Here is a 15,361-nt window from a genome sequence, read left to right on the forward strand (position 1 = left end):
GTCTCCTGGCTCGCCGGATGCCGCCGCCTGCACCACCGCTATGAACGCAAGGCCGAACACTTCCTCGCCTTCGTCGGCATAGCAGCGACCCTCATCGGCTACCGCCGCCTCACCAAGTGAAACGACGTCTAAAGGTGGACGCCTCGCTTGTGCGGGGAAGGCCCGGGCTGCTGTTGATCACGGACAAGGGCTTCGGGTCCAAGCCGTTCGAGCAGTCACTGTCCGAAAGGGCCTCACTCTGCTACGGCCGTCGACGAAACGCGAGGCCGCCCGCCCCGGCGAGCCGATGCTGAAGAAGGCCCGCCGGCTGATCGGGTCGGTCAACGACGCCCTCAAAGGCCAGCTCGACCTGGAACAACGCGGCGGAGCACCGTTGAAGGCGTCCGTGTCGCCCAACGCGTCCTCGCGCTGACCGCAGCGATCTGGCACAACGTCCGCGCCGGTCAGGCGATCAGCCGCTCACTGACCGCTTACGACCACTGAACGCGTTCGGAAACGCTCGTCCAGGTGCGTTCACCGGGCGTCCGACTGCCATCCATTCGCCGTCACCTTGCGGAACCCCGAAGTTGCGCCCGATGCGCCCCGGCCAAGAACGCTTAGGTACAGTGCAGTCCAAGCAATGGCCATGTTTGCGTAAAGGCCTTGGATGGCGCTGGTATGGGGACCGGGGCAGACCACGGGGAGGACAGGAATATGGGCGGCACGGGCTACGACGTAGAGAGCAAGGCTCTCCGTCGCTATGCGACCGCGGCGGATCAGGCCGCGGACCAGGTGGAGAAGATCCGCACCCGGATCAACGGACTGAAGCTGTCCAGTGGCGTGTTCGGCCAGCTGTCGGAGTCCGACAGCCTCAAGGCCGACTACGACAAGCAGTCCGAGGAGGCGGTCGAGGACCTTCACGACGTCAAGGAGTCGCTGGGCAGCATCGCCGACGCGCTGCGGCTGACGGCAGAGGCGTACGACAACAACGAAGAGGCCCAGGTCCAGGCGTTCGGCGGGGAGGCATGAGCCAGGCGCTGGAACGCATCGGGTTCGACGTCGACTGGAGCAATCCGCTGGCCGGGGCGCTGGACTCCGTCATCCGCGGAGCCATCAAGGAACTCGGGCTCGACGAGTACCTGGAGAAGGTCAGCGGCGACAACGAGAAGATGTTGGAAACCGCCCGGGAGTGGCGGGCCGCGGCGCGTGACCTTCAGGGCGTGCTCGACGACCTTCAGGCCGAGCGCCGCGCGCTGCAGCACTCGTGGACCGGTGAGGCGTCCGAAGCCTTCGGCAAGACCATGTCCGAGTTCGAAACGGCCCTGCACGGCGAGGCCGAGGACATGATCACGGTCGCCGAACTCCTCGAAATGGCCGCCGAGTCGTGCGCCGAGGCCGAGGAGATGATGGTCGAGCTGATTACCGAGATCGTCGAGGCGCTGCTGGTCGCGGCCGCGACGGCGGCGATCGTCGCGATTCTGACCGCCGGTGTCGGCGCCGCGATCGGCCCGCTCATCGCCGCCGGCGGTGCGGCGCACCGCGCGATGAAGGCCGTGCGGATCACCGCCAGACTGGCGGACAAGCTCAAGGATCTCGCCGACCGGATGCGGGCGCTGCAGAAGCTGCGGCGGGCGCGCATCAGGGCCAAGGCGCTGTGGCGCAACAAGAACGCCCGCAAGAAGGTCAAGATGGGCGTCAAGCAGGTCGTCAAGAGGGCCGCGGGCGCCAAGGCGGCCGGTGCCGCCTTGGACGCGGCGCCGCTGGCCAACAGCGTCTTCGAGCACCACACCGGCATCGACGTCGCCCAAGAGGTCTCCGAGAGGACCGCCGGGGTCAGGGAGAAGGTCGGCGAAGCGGCCAACTCGGCCGAGCGTGCGATCCATGACGCCACCGGCCTCAAGGAGGTCCGCGTCGGCGACAAGCGCTGGGACGTCGAGCACCAGAGCCCCGTCGTTCCGGACGCCCCCAAGGAAAAGCCGCTGACCGAGCAGCAGAAGCAGTACGCCGATCGACCCGACTCCGAGCGCTTCACCGACCGCCTGGCCGATGGCGCGGCGCGGTCCAAGCCCGTCCGGGAGGTCTTCGGATGAGTCTGCGCGTTGCCTGGGGGAAGGTCCCGTACGAGGAGGCGCGGGAGCGCGCGGCGCAGGCGCTGCCGGCCGGGGAGCGGTTCGTCCAGAACGAAGTCGCTTTTCCCGCACGGAAGCTGCCCAAGCCGTGGCGGTGGAACCGCCCCCGCGTCCTGGTCGGCCACCGGCTCCCAGGCGACCGCTGGGAGGGCTTCAAACGCTCCTTCTGGCGCATCTACTGGCTGTACGACGCCATCGTCGCGCCGATCCTCGATCCCTTCGGGTGGAGCCGCAAGAAGGGCAAGCCGCTCAAGGGCGGCTGGGGGAGCCTGGCTGGCGGGCTGGCCACCGCGCTGTGGCCGCGCGTGCCGACCACGGACGCGCTGCCGGTGCTCCAGCTCACCGACCGTCATCTGCACGTCAGCTATGTCCAGCGTGGCCGCCGCCGCGGTGAGCTGGGCACGGTCGAGCCGGGCTGGAGCGTGGCGGCCGGGCAGGTGGCCTGGGTCCGGCACCGTGGCGACATCGACGCCGACACCTTCGAGTTCGGCTTCACGGACGACTCCTGGGCGCGGGTGCAGCTGCGCAGCCAGCACGCCGTGTACTTCACGGAGTGCTTCCCGAAGGGACCGTCCCGCACGTAACACGGTGCGCACGGCGGGCGCCCGGGGTCGTGGACCGGCCCAGACGCCCCGCCCCTCACCCGTTCGGCTGGGCTGTCGGCCCCGTAGCTGCGCCATATGCAGGTGGGCCCCGAACCGCGTGCCGGTTCGGGGCCTGTTGTGAGGTGGCGGAAACGGGTGCGTTCCGCGCACCGGGCGCAGGAGTGGGGCCCGTGGGTACCGCGGGTGGGGCGCATACGCGCATGGTGGGTTCGGGATCAGCAGGGCGCAGGCGTACCGGCTGATCGACATCGTGGAGTCGGCCGGGGCCCTGGAGCGGGCGTTTGGCGTGGACGGTCTTGTCTCCCGGGGCCGCCGGAGTCGGAACTCCGGCGGCCCAGACCGCACTATCGCTGGATGAAGTATCCGCCGTGCCCGCCGACGGCCGAGACGGCCGTAGCGATCAGAGCTCATTTCCCACCCGCCGCCAAGCCACAACAGCCCAGCCCATCAAGGCGGCACGTGGGGCGTCCAGCCGGCCGCAATTACCCCTTGCTGGTGCTGATGAATCTCGCGAACATCGCGCCCCGGACTCTGCCGGCTGTCTCTCTTACGGGGCTGCAGTCCGAACTGGTCCCTCAGTCAGGCCAATGCCCCCAGGCGGAAAAGAAGCGGCTCCAGCCCAAAGCGGGCTGGAGCCACCACCACAACTACCTCCGGTCACCATCCCGCCGGCCAACGAGCCCGCTCAACGCCACGCCTGCAGCAGCGACGCTGGCCGCACTGCCGGCTACCTGGAAGACCTGCACGAGCGACGGGAAGAGCAGTGACAGTCCCCCGCAGCCCACTGCTGCGACAGCCAGTGCCGCGGCAGTTGCTGGGCCCCGCGAGCGGCGCGCGGCCACGGCCGGCGCCGCCGTCGGCGGCACGGGGCCGGCCTCGCAGGGCGCTGTCGCACCGGGGGCGACCGCATAGGCGGTCGCTGCGCCCCCGTAGGCCACCGCGTAAGCCGTCACCGGCGACGACCTCGGCTGTGGTGGCCTGCCTGGTGGGCGGGTGGCTGCATCGCCGGGGCCGGCCGCGCCGGTGGACCATGGCAGCGCCGCGGCCGCTGCTCACCATCGGACTCGGCACAGTCGCCGCCGGAGCCGCGGGCCTTGCCGGAGTGCTGGTGTCGGACTGGCTGCCCTCCCACACCTCGGTGCCCGATGACTGGTGGCTGCGGCGGCTGAAGTTCGACCTGCCGCTGTCGGCCGCCCTCGCCGCCGCGATCGTCACCTGGCGCTGGCGCGGCACCACCCCCGGCAGCAGGCGTGCCCCCGCCGCCGGACAGAAGTGACCCGGTCGGGTCCCGCGTCCCCTGCACCCCTGCGCCCCTGCACCCCCTGCACCCCTCGACCAAGAAAGGCACACAATGATCACCATCATGGGCGCGACCGGCGCCACAGGCGGAGCGTTGCTCCGGCGACTGGTCGACATCGATGTCCCCTGCCGCGCCATCAGCCGCCATCCCGACACACTGCGCGCCACGCTCGGTGCGCAAGCACCGGTCGAGGTCGTGGGGGCAGACGCCGCGGATCCCCGCGCTCTCCGCACTGCCCTGGCCGGATCCACGCAACTGTTCCTCGCCATGGCCAACAGCCCGCGACAGGTCGAACTGGAGATCAACGCGGTGGACGCCGCGGCCGCGTGCGGAGTGCGACACGTCGTCAAACTTTCCGCCCCGGCAGCCGAGCCGAACTCACCGGTCACGGTCTCACGCGGACACGGGCGGATCGAGTCACACCTCAGAAGCACCGGCATGGTGGGCACAGTGCTTCGCCCATACGCGTTCATGCAGAAGCTGCTCCTGAACGCCCCGGCGATCGCGGAGGGCGTTCTCATCGGTGCACTGCGCGACGCGCCCTGCAACTACATCGACGTCCGGGACATCGCCGACGTCGCGCTGGAGACACTCCTCCGTCCGGGCCTTGCCGGCTCCACGTACGCGCTGACCGGCCCGCAGGCCTTCCGTCAGCCCGAACTGGCAGACACATTCACCGAGTTGACCGGCCACCCGGTCCGCTACATCGACCTGCCACCGGACGAGTTCCACGCCCACCTCGTCCGCACCGCGCACATGCCGGACTGGCTTGCCAGCCACGTCGTGGAGATCCAGCAACTGGCCATCACGCGTCCGGAAGCACCCAACGGCACCGTGGAGGCCATCCTCGGACGACCGGCCCGCACGCTCGACGCCTTCCTCCGCGAGCACCTCGACGCCTTCGCGACAGCCCCGTGACCGAGGTCCCCTGACGACCGGCGTCCGCGCCACCACCACCGGACCGGCCGCCACCACCGGAACGGCCGACACATCGGGTGGCCACACATCCGGTGCCGCACACCCGGTGGCCCCACATCCGGTTCGCGGTCTCAGCTTGTGGTGAAGGCGAATGCCTGGCTGGCGGCTCCGGTGCAGTTCGCCTGCACGGCTTCGGCGCCGTCTGTGGCCGGGGGCAGGAATCCCACGCACAGGCCGCTGTGCAGGGGCCGGAGCCGAAAGCCGCTGCCGGAGGCTTCCAGGCGGAACTTCTGGCTGTTGCCGCCCTCGCAGTCCCGGGGGGCGAGCAGCGCTCCGGGGGTGGTCGAGGCTCCGTCAACGGCCAGGCAGCCGATGCCCTTGCCCGGGTCGGGGTTGTGCCACTGGATGCGGTAGGTCTGCCCGCTCAGCTTTTCGAGGTAGACGCGGGGCACGGGAGCGTCCGCGCACGAGTGCTGAACAGCGATCTCCCGATCGGTGCGACCGTTGCGTTCGCGTCCCTCGGTGAGGCAGAGGGAGGGGGAGGATGCCGGGTGTATACGGGTCCAGCCGGCGGCCGGCATCCCAGCGGGGCCCCGCGTGGGGGTATGGCTGGGACGGGGATCGGCCGTCTTGTCCTGTCCGGCCGGCGAGACGGTGGGGGACGCTGAAGGCCTCGCGTCGGCCGTCCGGTGCTCGGTGGGCGCAGAAGACGACTCCTTGGCACGTGTGCTGGGCGAGGCCTTACCGTGCGGGGTGCTCGTCGGCGCGCCGCCGGCTCTGTCGTCCGAACCGTCGCCGGACGGCAACAGCGCCAGCGCCACTATCCCCACGACAGTGCACGCGGCGATGGCGACCAGCGGTCCTTGACGACGCCAATTCGACGGAGCGTTTGCAGGGTCGGTGGTGTCATCGGACGGGTCGCCGGAGGCCGGGTCGCCGGAGGCCGGGTCGCCGGAGGCCGGGTCGCCGGACGGGCCGCCGAAGGCCGGGTCGCCGGACGGGTCGCCGGAGGTCGGGTCCCCGGAGGGGCCGCCAGAGACCGGGCCGCCGGAGGCCGGGTTGCCGCACGAGTCGCCGGGCGGGTCGGTGGCCGGGTGGTGCTCTTGGGCGGCTGCTTCCGCGGGAACCGGCACCGTTTTCTGTGGCGCGTCGTCGTCTTCCCGGGCGGCGGTCCGCGCTGCGTTCTCGCCGGCGGACCCGGGTGAGGCGGTGTCGGATAGGGACAGGCGCCGTCGGGCGTCGAGCCATGCGGCCACCGTGTCGTCGTCGCCGCCGCACGCCTGGACGTAGGCGGCCAGGCGTGCGGCGCGGGGCAGTTCCTCGCGGCTCAGGGCGGCGGAGATGGTCGCGCGCGGCAGGACGTTGCCGGCGTCGGTGGCGTTGCGTTCCAGCTGCCGGTAACTCAGGTCCGCCCAGCGGCGTAACTGCCGCATCAGCTCCATGAATTGTGCAGGGCTTTCTGCCGCTGCCGGGTCGGGCCCCTGTCCCATCGCCACTCCCTTGGCTCGTGAGTACCAAGGGAGCCTAAAGGCAGTTGATCCGTACATCAGCGCTCTTTCCAGCATCCGTCTGCCACCTTCGGGGTTCGGGGTGGGCTGCTGCCCAGTACCTGCCATCCGCACCGATTGCGGATCATTCACCGGCGTATGTGGCGGTATGCGACGACGTGGGCCGGGTCCGGGAGGGGCGCGACGGTGACGACGGTGCCGGGCCGGGGGGCGTGGATGACCTGTCCGTCACCGATGTACAGGCCGACGTGCCCACCGCCGTAGGACAGGACGAGGTCACCGGGCACCAGGCGGCTTCGGGTGGTGGCGGTCCCCGCGTGGATCTGCCCCCACGTGGTGCGGGGCAACGTCACCCCGGCCGCCTGCCAGGCCCGCATCACCAGGCCGGAGCAGTCGAAGCCGCCAGGCCCGGCACCGCCCCACACATAGGGCTTGCCCAACTGCACCCGGGCGTAGGCCACGGCGCTCGCCGCGGACCTGGTCGGCTTGGCGGGCCTGGAGGTGGGCTTCGTGCTCGGCTGCCGGCCCGGCGCAGGCGCGGTCACCGACGGCGCGGTCACCGACGGCGTGGTCGCCTTGGGCCGGGTGGAGATGGAAGCGTCCGGCTTCACGGGAACGCGCAGCGGCTGCCCGGCGTAGATCAGGGTCGACGACCCCAGATCGTTGAGCCGCTGCAACTGCTTCACGGTCGTGCCGTGCGTGCGCGCCAGCTCCCACAGCGTGTCACCGGGCAGCAGCACGATCTTGTTGACCTTCGCGGGCTTGGCCTTGCCCTTGGCCTTGGCCTTGGCCGAGTCCGGCTCGGCGGGCTTGGCCGGGTGCGCCTTGGCGGGCCGGGGCACCGCCGGTGCTTCCGGCCGCAGCGTGAGCGACGGTCCGCCGGCCGCGGACGAGTCCGACGGGCCGTGCACGGCCAGCAGCACGCCCGCCAGCACCGAGAGCACGAACCCCACCGCCAGTCCCGCCACCGCGGCCATGCCGTTGCGGATCTTCTTCGCGCCCACGCCGGGGGTGCGCGGCCTGCGGTGCGACACCGGCGCCGACCGGCGCCCCTTCCTCGCGGTCTGCTTCTTCGGCACCTGCCGCCGGGGCAGGAGCGTGTGCTCTCCCATGACGCCTCCTCGAAAAGACCGCGGAGTTCGCGGCCCGGCAAGGAGGTTGTTTCGTCTGCCAGGTGTCCCGCTAGATCTTCGCCCGTCCGGGACAGTCCCGGTCTGTCCACGCTCAGAAAACCCCCTCAGCTCTGGCGTCCACACATCCTCGGGACCACCCCTGACCAGCGAAGACAGGCCCGGACTGTCCCAGACGCCGCAAGCTGTTGCCCAGCCCGCCCCGCCCGGCGACGCTTCTTGCACCGCCGGGCACCGCCGGGCGACGCCCCCAGTCGAAGGCGTTGCCGCGCCGCTGCCGGGCCCGCCCTGCCACCACCGGTGTCGACGACCGCGGGCAGCGCGACAGCAGCCGAGGTGCCCCTGAAGAAGGAACCCGGCCGCATCCCACTCAGTCCTCTTGAAGGAGCATCACCGTGCGCTTCACCCGAACCCGAAAGCCCCGCACGCTGGCGGTAGCCGCTGTCGCCACCGGTCTGCTGGCCGGCGGGATCACCGCCGGCACCACCGACCTTTTCCGCGGCGAGGCCCCGCCCACCACCGACACCATCACCCAGGCCGGAGCCGCCCGGTCGGCCAAGAAGTCCAAGGCTCAGGGCATGTCGTGCTCGACCGGCGCGGTGCAGATCAGGAACAAGAAGTACGTCAAGACGGTCTACGAGTGGCCCGACACCCCCGCCGCCCAGACCAGCATCCCCGGCCCGGGGAAGAAGATCTTCGAGTTCAAACTCGAAGTCTCCAGCAAAGTCAGCGCCACCTTCGGCGCAAGCTACGAGCAGGTCAGCGCCGGTCTGGGCTTCGAGGTCAACAGGACCCAGACCGTCACCGACAGGACCGAAATCGAGCTGCCGGAGAAGGTGCAGTACCGGGTCCGGGCAGGGATGATCTACAAGCAGTACCAGTTCGACGTCTACCAGGAGCGCGGCTTCTGGAACTGGCACGGCGACTACCTGGTCTGCTCGTCGAACGAGAAGCAGGAGTGGGTGAAGAAGGGCACAGGTACCGCCCTCAACCCCTGGATGGATACCTACAGGGTCACCAAGGCACCCAAGCGCAAGGCTCACTAGCCGCGGCTTCTGATGCCCGATAAGTGCACTTACCGGGCACCAGAAACGTGTGACCGCGCCCCCGCCGTCCGCCAGGGGCGGACGACGGGGGCGCATCGACGAGTGCGGATCCACGGGTGCGGATCGACGGCGAAATCCTAAGAGCTGCCCCGTAATTCACTGGGGACTGTGCGGAAGATCCTTCGCTCGCGCTGCGGCGAGGACGTCCCGTTTGCGGATGGAGCCGCCGAGGCCGGTTCCCCTGATTGCGGCAATGTCCACGCCATGCTCCTCAGCCAGCTTCCTCATCAGCGGAGTGGCGTAGGAGGGCGGTGGCTTCGCGCCCAGTTGTTCGTATCGAGCCTGCACCGCCGCCCGCCGGGTCTTGATGTCGCGGTAGCAGTACGCCGTGATGGTCAGGGAAATCACCACGAGGTAGGGCCACCCCTCGGAGAGGCCCCGAGGGAGATTTTCCCGGAACGCGAACATAAGCCCTGCGAGCTGCACAGCGAGGGCTGCCACGGCCGCGTACCCCGTCCCGCGCGTCAGGCTTCTGGAGTCCGGCCTGAGTACCGCCGTCAACGCCCAGGCGACCACCAGGTCGACCAGGGTCCCGGTCTGCGACCGTGCGGCCAGAGAGGCGAGGAGGAGCGCCCACAGGCATACCGGGAGGACGAACCGTCTCGCGCGGCCACGGCGTGACAGGGCATACGCCGATGCAGTGTCCGGCGGGGGGAGGCTGCTTGCTCTGCGACGGTTGGGGGCCACGGGCGAGAGCGGATCCGTCGCTGTCAGGGTGGGGGGTTGGGTGGCCCCTCCTGCTGGTGGCGTGGGGCCTGCGTCCGGCTCGGATGTGCGGTCGAGGTGTCGTATCGCCTGGGAGAGGTCGGCGGCGTTCGGGTACCGCTGGGCGGGATCCTTGTGCAGCAACCTCAGCACGAGGTCATCCCATGCGGAGGGGATGCCCGTGGACACCGAGCTGGGGGCGGGCGGCTCCTGGGTGAGGTGTGCGGTGAGATACCCCACAGCGTCGGGGGCCTGGAACGGTAGACGACCCGTGACCAGCTCGAAGAGCACGCAGCCGAGCGCGTACAGGTCGCTGCGCGGTTCCGGGAAGCCACGCGCTTGTTCGGGTGCCATGTACGGGGGCGTGCCCACGATGAAGCCGGTCTGGGTGAGGCGGTCCGCAGTCGCGTAGGGGTCGGCCGCCCGCGCGATGCCGAAGTCGAGGACTTTCACGGTGCCGGAAGGCGTGATGAGGATGTTGGACGGCTTGATATCCCGGTGCATGATTCCGGCTGCGTGCGCGTCTCCAAGCGCGTCAGATATCTGCGCGCCCCATCGGGCCGCGTCCGCCAGAGCGACTACACCTCGGCGCAGCATCGTATCCAGGCCTTCGCCTCGGACCAGCTCCATCACCAGGAACGGGGCCTTGTTGTCCTCCTCGGTGCCGGTCTCGCCGAGGTCGTGAAGGGTCACGATGTTGGGGTGCTGGAGTTGGGCGGTGATCCGTGCCTCGCGCAGGAATCTGGCGCGGGCCTCGTCGCCGTGGCTTCCACCACCGGCAAGCAGGGAGATTACCTTGACCGCGACGGACCGGCCCAACACCTCGTCCCGCCCCTCCCACACCTGCCCCATTCCGCCCTCGCCGAGCTGCCGCACCAACCGGTAACGGCCCCCCAGAAGTTGATCCCGCACTGTCACGCCCCCCGTTTAGAACATTCCTGTACCTGCGGCTGGCGAAGCGGCTCGGTGAGGATCACGACGCGACCGCGAGAACGCCATGCAGGTTATCCAGAAACCCGCTAAACAGCAGGGGTATCCGCCAAGACAGCCGCGCGGAACGAGGACGAATCCGCGGGAAGCGGAACGCCGGCACCGTGACGCCCGGGCGTGCCGACGGCCCCTACCTACGCGCATACAAACCCTTCTCCAAGCGCCGGACGGTCGCCGAGCACACCATCGCGCGCCTCAAGCACTGGCAGATCCTCCGGCAGTGCCGACGCCGGGGCAACGGCATCGACCTCGCGGCCCTCGGGGGCGCCGTCTGCACAACCTCAAGATCCAGCTCGTGTAATTACGGGGCAGCTCTTACACGTCGTTTCAAATGGTGCTGAGGCTGAGACGAGACCGGACCATGGGCCCTGTTGCGAGCACGAGCAGCGTGAAGGCAGTGAGCCGTTGCAGGCCCGGCTGTGCGAAGAAGTCGTTGTGTTGGATGCCGTAGGCCGCATACCAGTTGGCCATCAGGTCAGTCGTCATGACCACGCACGTGAGGTCCACGCCCACTTTTCTCCCGCTGACCAGGAGCAGGGCAGCCAGCGAGTCGGATACCGCTAGCGAGGACCAGTACAGGTTCAGCCAGTCCGGAGCCCAGCCGTACGGATGCAAGCCGCTGCGGACAAGGTCGGTGATGTGTGAAGTGGCGCCCACGCAGACCAGCACGACGACATACACGGCCACCAGCGCCACCACCCACCGTGGGGCCCGAGGTATCCATCGGATCACACGATCGATTCTCTCAGCGTGGGAGGCCGGGCTGCGTGCGGTTCAGCGTGCGAGGCGGCGGTAGTTGATCAGCGCGTCGGCGATGCCAACGAAGCCGAGAAAGTGCTCAGCCTTGCGTTCGTAGCGGCGGTGCAGGCGTCGGCAGCCTGCCAGCCAGGAGACGGTCCGTTCGACGACCCAGTGGTGGCGGCCCAGCCGTTGTGACGACTCGACGCCTTTGCGGGCGATGCGGTGGGTGATACCCCTACTGCAGAGCCATCGGCGCAGTTGGTCGTAGTCGTAGCTCTTGTCCCCGTGCAGCTTCGCCGGCCGTCGGCGACGCGGGCCGCGAAGGGACCGGGTGGGCGGGAGGCCGCGCACGAGGGGTTCCCGTCCCTGGCTGTCGTGCATGTTCGCGCCGGAGATGCCCAAAGACAGCGGAAGTCCGTTCCGGTCCGTGATCAGGTGGATCTTCGATCCCAACTTGCCGCGGTCGGTCGGATTCGGTCCGGTCAGCGGCCCCCTTTTGCGGCCCGGAGGCTGACGGAGTCGATCGCACACCGCGACCAGTCCAGTTCGCCCTGGGCACCGAGTTCGTCGAGGACGACACGGTGGAGCCGGGCCCGGACCCGGTCCTGGCTCCACTGGGCGAAACGCCGATACACCGTCTGCCAGCAAGGGCCGAAGACCGGAGGTAGCTGCCACCAGGTGCAACCAGACGTGGCTACAAACACGATCGCGGCCTGCTTCGCGGTCACCCGCCCGCCGCCGACCTCTTACGTCCGTCGCTGGCCCACCCGCCGAAACAGCATCCACAAGTCGTCTGGCACCAGACGCTCAACCCGATGCGTCACACACCACTCAACGGCCAACAAGAACCATAAGAAACGGCGCCTAAGTCTGCATTCTCCTGGTGAACGGACGTGTAGCCGCATGATCATGACAGCAAGTCACCACCAGACGGTTCCACGTGGCGGGCTTCGGCTGAAAACCCGCGTACGCGCACATCACAAACCCGCGTACGCGCACATCACCCCGGCATGAACCTGCTCCCAAGGACGTCACAGCTGAATCGACCGGAAGAGGAGCTGTCTGCTTCGCGAGGCTTTCGCAGACCGAGCCCCGGCGGCGACGAACTGCGGCTGACATGCCAGCTGGAGCCGCGACGCCCAGCGTGAAGAGCGTGCGGGCAAACGGATGAGTTCTCATAGACGTCAAGGCGGCTGCGTCCGCGCGCCCGGACGCGCGCTGCCGCGCCACAGACGCACCGCCCAGCGCTGAGGCTCGCTGCCGGGGCCCTGCCGGTCAGCGGCGCTCGTCGAGCTTCTGCTCGGCGGGCCGAGCAGAAGCCGGCGGACTCGTCCTACTCGCGGCGCTTGTCGGCTCGCTCGGCGAAGTCACGTCGCGGAATGGCGGGTTCGCCGCTATCCAGTGGTCACGAGTACAACGTTCAATAGGGGCACCATTAACCCCAACGGGGTTGGGAGCCATGGAGGCCATCAAGGCGGCATTGTTCCGCAGACCCGAAGGGCTGCAGTCCCCCGCCTCCATCGACAGAAGGGGCATCCAGTGATCACCATCAGGAAGTTAGCCACAACTGCAGCCGCCGCCACAATGAGCGTTGGCGTACTGACAGTTCCCGCAGCGTCCGCCCAGGCGACCACGAGATCGGCATACGATTGCCCCGGTGGCTTTACCTGCCTCTACAGCAAGAATGGCGGCTTCGGAGAAAGGCTCATCTACCAGGACGAGGGCTACTGGCAGAATCTCCGATTCACGGCAAAATCCATCTACAACAACCGCGGGAACGACGCAGCGGTTGCCCTACAGGCAGGTGGCCAGGGGGGCGCATTCTGCATCGATTCCGGAGATAAGAACGGCGACATCCGAGCGAAGTCAGTGTATCTGGCACGTAATGGCGGTAACTGCTGATCTCGACACGTCACCACGTTGCCGGCCGCGGCGATGACAGTACCGGCGGCCGGATCGGTCACCGGCATGGCTCAGCGTTATGCCGTGAACCTTCCCATCAAGCGGGTGGAACCCGGCGGGCAGGAACTTCGAAGACGAGTTCGCGACCGTCCTCCTCGTCCCACTGCTCTGCGACCTCAACGAAGCCGAAGCCCGAGATCGTGGCCAGGGAGGCCACGTTGTCGGGGCTGATCGTCGCCCGCACAGTCGTGACTGCGGTTTCGGCCGCTGCCCGGCGGAGCAACTCGATCAGCACGGATCGGGCATATCCCTGGCGACGGAAGTCGGGAGCAATGGAGTAGCCGATCTCGACCATGCCGACCTCATCAGGCGGTCCGTGGAACCCGGCATGTCCGACGACAAGACCCTTGTCGCCGACGACCGCCTGTCGCACCATCCACCGCGCCTGGCCGGGATCGGCGGCCATCTGGCCGAGCCGGAACCGCCACAGCCACCGTGCTCTGTCGATCACGAAGTACTCGGTCAACGAAACCCCGGCCGCCCTGCTTGCTTGGGACAGGTCACCATCGAGCAAAGCGGACATCGCCCCGCCGGACAGCTCGACAAAACGTACACACTTCGGGCTCCGCGTGAACGGTCCCCCATAATCGGCTTCATCTGTCACTGAGCTGCCCCGAGTTTCGTAGAGTCCGATCTTGATGGTTCAGGCGGACTGTGGGACTTGCTCCTGGCTCCGCCAGAAGGCTTGCTCGTACTCGGCGGGCGGTACGTAGTCGAGTGCGGAGTGGAGGCGTTCTTCGTTGTACCACGTGATCCACTGGAAGATCGCCCGCTCGACCTGGTCGACGTCCTTCCAGGGGCCCTGCATCTCGATGAGCTCGGCCTTGAAGGTGCCGTTCAGGGCCTCGGCCATCGCGTCGTCATACGAGTCCGCGACCGAGCCGACCGATGCTGAAGCGCCGATGTCGGACAGCCTCTCGGTATACCGAATTGACACGTATTGCGACCCGCGGTCGCTGTGATGAATGAGGCCGGAGTTCTTCTTGATCCTGCGCCGCCACAGTGCCATCTCCAGGGCGTCCAGCGGGAGTTCGGTCCGCATGTGGTTCGCGACCTGCCAGCCGACGATCATCCGTGAGTACACGTCCAGGACGAACGCCACGTATGCCCAGCCGGACCAGGTGCGGACATAGGTCATGTCCGCCACCCACAGCTGATCGGGCCGGGAGGCGGTGAAGTCGCGGTCGACCAGGTCCGGCGGCCGGGGCGCCGACGGCTCCGGGATGGTGGTGCGGCGCCGCCGGCCACGGATGACGCCCTCGATGCCGAGCTCGGCCATCAGCCGCTCGACGGTGCAGCGGGCCACGTCCACGTCCTTGCGCCGAAGCGCGCGGGTGATCCGTCGGGCGCCATAGGTGCCGCCCGACTCCGCGTGGACCTGCTCGATCAGCGACATCAGCTGCTCGTCGCGGAGCCGGCGGGCCGACTTCGGCCGCTCCTTGCGGGCGAAGTACGTCGACGGTGACAGCTCAAGAACCCGGCAGACGGGATCGACCCCGAGGCCTCTGTCACGCAGGTGGTCGATCACCTGCTCGGCCTCGTCCGGGGACGGTCGATCTCCTGGGCAAAAAACACCGAGGCGGCTTTGAGGATCTCGTTCGCCCGCCTCAACTCCGCTACTTCTTTGCGGAGTTGTTTGAGCTCGTCCTGCTCGGCGGTGGTCAGCCGGTCGTCGCGTTCGCCGCGGTCGGCCTCGGCCTGGCGGACCCAGCCGCGCAGGGCCTCCTTGTGGATGCCCAGGTCCTTCGCGACGTGGGCGATCGGTCGGCCGCTGGCGCGGACCTCGCGGATCGCGCGCTCGCGGAGCTCATCGGGGTATTTACGGGGTGCTGCCATGGTGCTGGTGGTTCTCCTTCGCCAGGAAGGTAACCCTGGCATCAGGGACTCCACAAATCTCGGTACAGCTCACCAGGCACCCAGATGCCGTCTCCACTGGTCCCGCTGGCGACGTCGCCACCAGGCCATCGCCCGCTACTGCCACTACCAGCACCGCACGCACCCCGATCGGGTGAGTCACGAACCACCGCCGCCCTGACGGCGCATCAGCCGATTACACTCCAAAGAGGTCCCTGACCAGGCATATGGAGAACCGCGACTGGAGTATTAGTACTCCAGCGGTAGATCGTGATCTTGCTGGTGGGGGGCTCGCCGTGCTCCGCGTTGCCAGGAGCAGGCCCGCCGCGGCCGCCCCGAGGCGGCCTTCCGCCTCATCGGGCGCCGCTGGACGACGCGGCGCGACAAGGCACTAAAGAAGTGATCCGGGAAGCTCTCGAACTGGCCGTGCTCTC

General features: G+C 68.6%; 13 protein-coding genes and 3 pseudogenes. 9 read left to right on the forward strand and 7 right to left on the reverse strand.

All coding sequences use genetic code 11. From position 1 onward, the window contains the following. The 7 genes and pseudogenes from AB0G35_RS31080 to AB0G35_RS31110 all read left to right on the forward strand — a co-directional run. A pseudogene (locus AB0G35_RS31080) lies at positions 1-120 on the forward strand (IS5/IS1182 family transposase); the annotation flags it as partial. Positions 121-286: 166 nt separating this feature from the next. Further along, the gene (locus AB0G35_RS31085; protein ID WP_360956364.1) at positions 287-412 is read left to right on the forward strand and encodes a hypothetical protein; all 126 of its coding nucleotides are present in this window, start codon (positions 287-289) and stop codon (positions 410-412) included. A gap of 281 nt (positions 413-693) precedes the next feature. After that, positions 694-1,008, forward strand: coding sequence for a hypothetical protein (locus AB0G35_RS31090; RefSeq protein WP_360956366.1), 315 nt, complete (start codon positions 694-696; stop codon positions 1,006-1,008). After that, on the forward strand, positions 1,005-2,069 hold the full coding sequence (locus tag AB0G35_RS31095; RefSeq protein WP_360956368.1) for a WXG100 family type VII secretion target: 1,065 nt from the start codon (positions 1,005-1,007) through the stop codon (positions 2,067-2,069). Before AB0G35_RS31090 ends, AB0G35_RS31095 begins: the two co-directional genes overlap by 4 nt. Beyond that, positions 2,066-2,692, forward strand: a complete 627-nt coding sequence (locus AB0G35_RS31100) for a hypothetical protein (protein WP_360956370.1) — start codon at positions 2,066-2,068, stop codon at positions 2,690-2,692. The genes AB0G35_RS31095 and AB0G35_RS31100 overlap by 4 nt, the downstream gene beginning before the upstream one ends. Positions 2,693-3,743: 1,051 nt before the next feature. After that, entirely contained in the window at positions 3,744-3,989 is a 246-nt protein-coding gene (locus tag AB0G35_RS31105) for a hypothetical protein (protein WP_360956372.1), read from the forward strand. Positions 3,990-4,064: 75 nt separating this feature from the next. After that, complete coding sequence (locus AB0G35_RS31110) at positions 4,065-4,931, forward strand: NmrA family NAD(P)-binding protein (protein ID WP_360956374.1); 867 nt, start codon at positions 4,065-4,067, stop codon at positions 4,929-4,931. A gap of 131 nt (positions 4,932-5,062) precedes the next feature. On the opposite strand, the gene AB0G35_RS31115 is transcribed toward AB0G35_RS31110, so the two are convergent. Together AB0G35_RS31115 and AB0G35_RS31120 are read right to left on the reverse strand one after the other, a co-directional pair. Further along, a complete protein-coding gene (locus tag AB0G35_RS31115; protein WP_360956376.1) occupies positions 5,063-6,421 on the reverse strand; it encodes an RICIN domain-containing protein in 1,359 nt (452 codons plus the stop codon). 146 nt (positions 6,422-6,567) lie between these two features. Beyond that, entirely contained in the window at positions 6,568-7,551 is a 984-nt protein-coding gene (locus AB0G35_RS31120; protein WP_360956378.1) for an NlpC/P60 family protein, read from the reverse strand. 413 nt (positions 7,552-7,964) lie between these two features. Here AB0G35_RS31120 and AB0G35_RS31125 point away from each other — a divergent pair, with 413 nt between their 5' ends. Further along, positions 7,965-8,615, forward strand: coding sequence for a hypothetical protein (locus tag AB0G35_RS31125; RefSeq protein WP_360956380.1), 651 nt, complete (start codon positions 7,965-7,967; stop codon positions 8,613-8,615). 156 nt (positions 8,616-8,771) lie between these two features. Here the strand turns inward: AB0G35_RS31125 and AB0G35_RS31130 are convergent, their stop codons facing one another. The 3 genes and pseudogenes from AB0G35_RS31130 to AB0G35_RS31140 all read right to left on the reverse strand — a co-directional run bounded on the left by AB0G35_RS31130 (position 8,772) and on the right by AB0G35_RS31140 (position 11,893). Beyond that, positions 8,772-10,298 (reverse strand): protein kinase, encoded by a 1,527-nt coding sequence (locus AB0G35_RS31130; RefSeq protein WP_360956382.1) that lies wholly within the window; start codon positions 10,296-10,298, stop codon positions 8,772-8,774. 399 nt (positions 10,299-10,697) lie between these two features. Further along, positions 10,698-11,066, reverse strand: a complete 369-nt coding sequence (locus AB0G35_RS31135; protein ID WP_360956384.1) for a hypothetical protein — start codon at positions 11,064-11,066, stop codon at positions 10,698-10,700. 78 nt (positions 11,067-11,144) lie between these two features. Next, positions 11,145-11,893: pseudogene (locus AB0G35_RS31140) on the reverse strand (IS5 family transposase). A gap of 757 nt (positions 11,894-12,650) precedes the next feature. Between AB0G35_RS31140 and AB0G35_RS31145 the strand changes: the two are divergent. Next, a complete protein-coding gene (locus tag AB0G35_RS31145) occupies positions 12,651-13,013 on the forward strand; it encodes a peptidase inhibitor family I36 protein (protein ID WP_360956386.1) in 363 nt (120 codons plus the stop codon). Between the two features lie 97 nt (positions 13,014-13,110). Here the strand turns inward: AB0G35_RS31145 and AB0G35_RS31150 are convergent, their stop codons facing one another. Next, complete coding sequence (locus tag AB0G35_RS31150; RefSeq protein ID WP_360956446.1) at positions 13,111-13,596, reverse strand: GNAT family N-acetyltransferase; 486 nt, start codon at positions 13,594-13,596, stop codon at positions 13,111-13,113. Between the two features lie 120 nt (positions 13,597-13,716). Beyond that, a pseudogene (locus AB0G35_RS31155) lies at positions 13,717-14,909 on the reverse strand (IS3 family transposase). Positions 14,910-15,361: the final 452 nt, after the last annotated feature.

The sequence above is a fragment of the Streptomyces sp. NPDC021749 genome (genome assembly GCF_040640655.1).
In the GTDB taxonomy this organism is placed as follows: domain Bacteria; phylum Actinomycetota; class Actinomycetes; order Streptomycetales; family Streptomycetaceae; genus Streptomyces.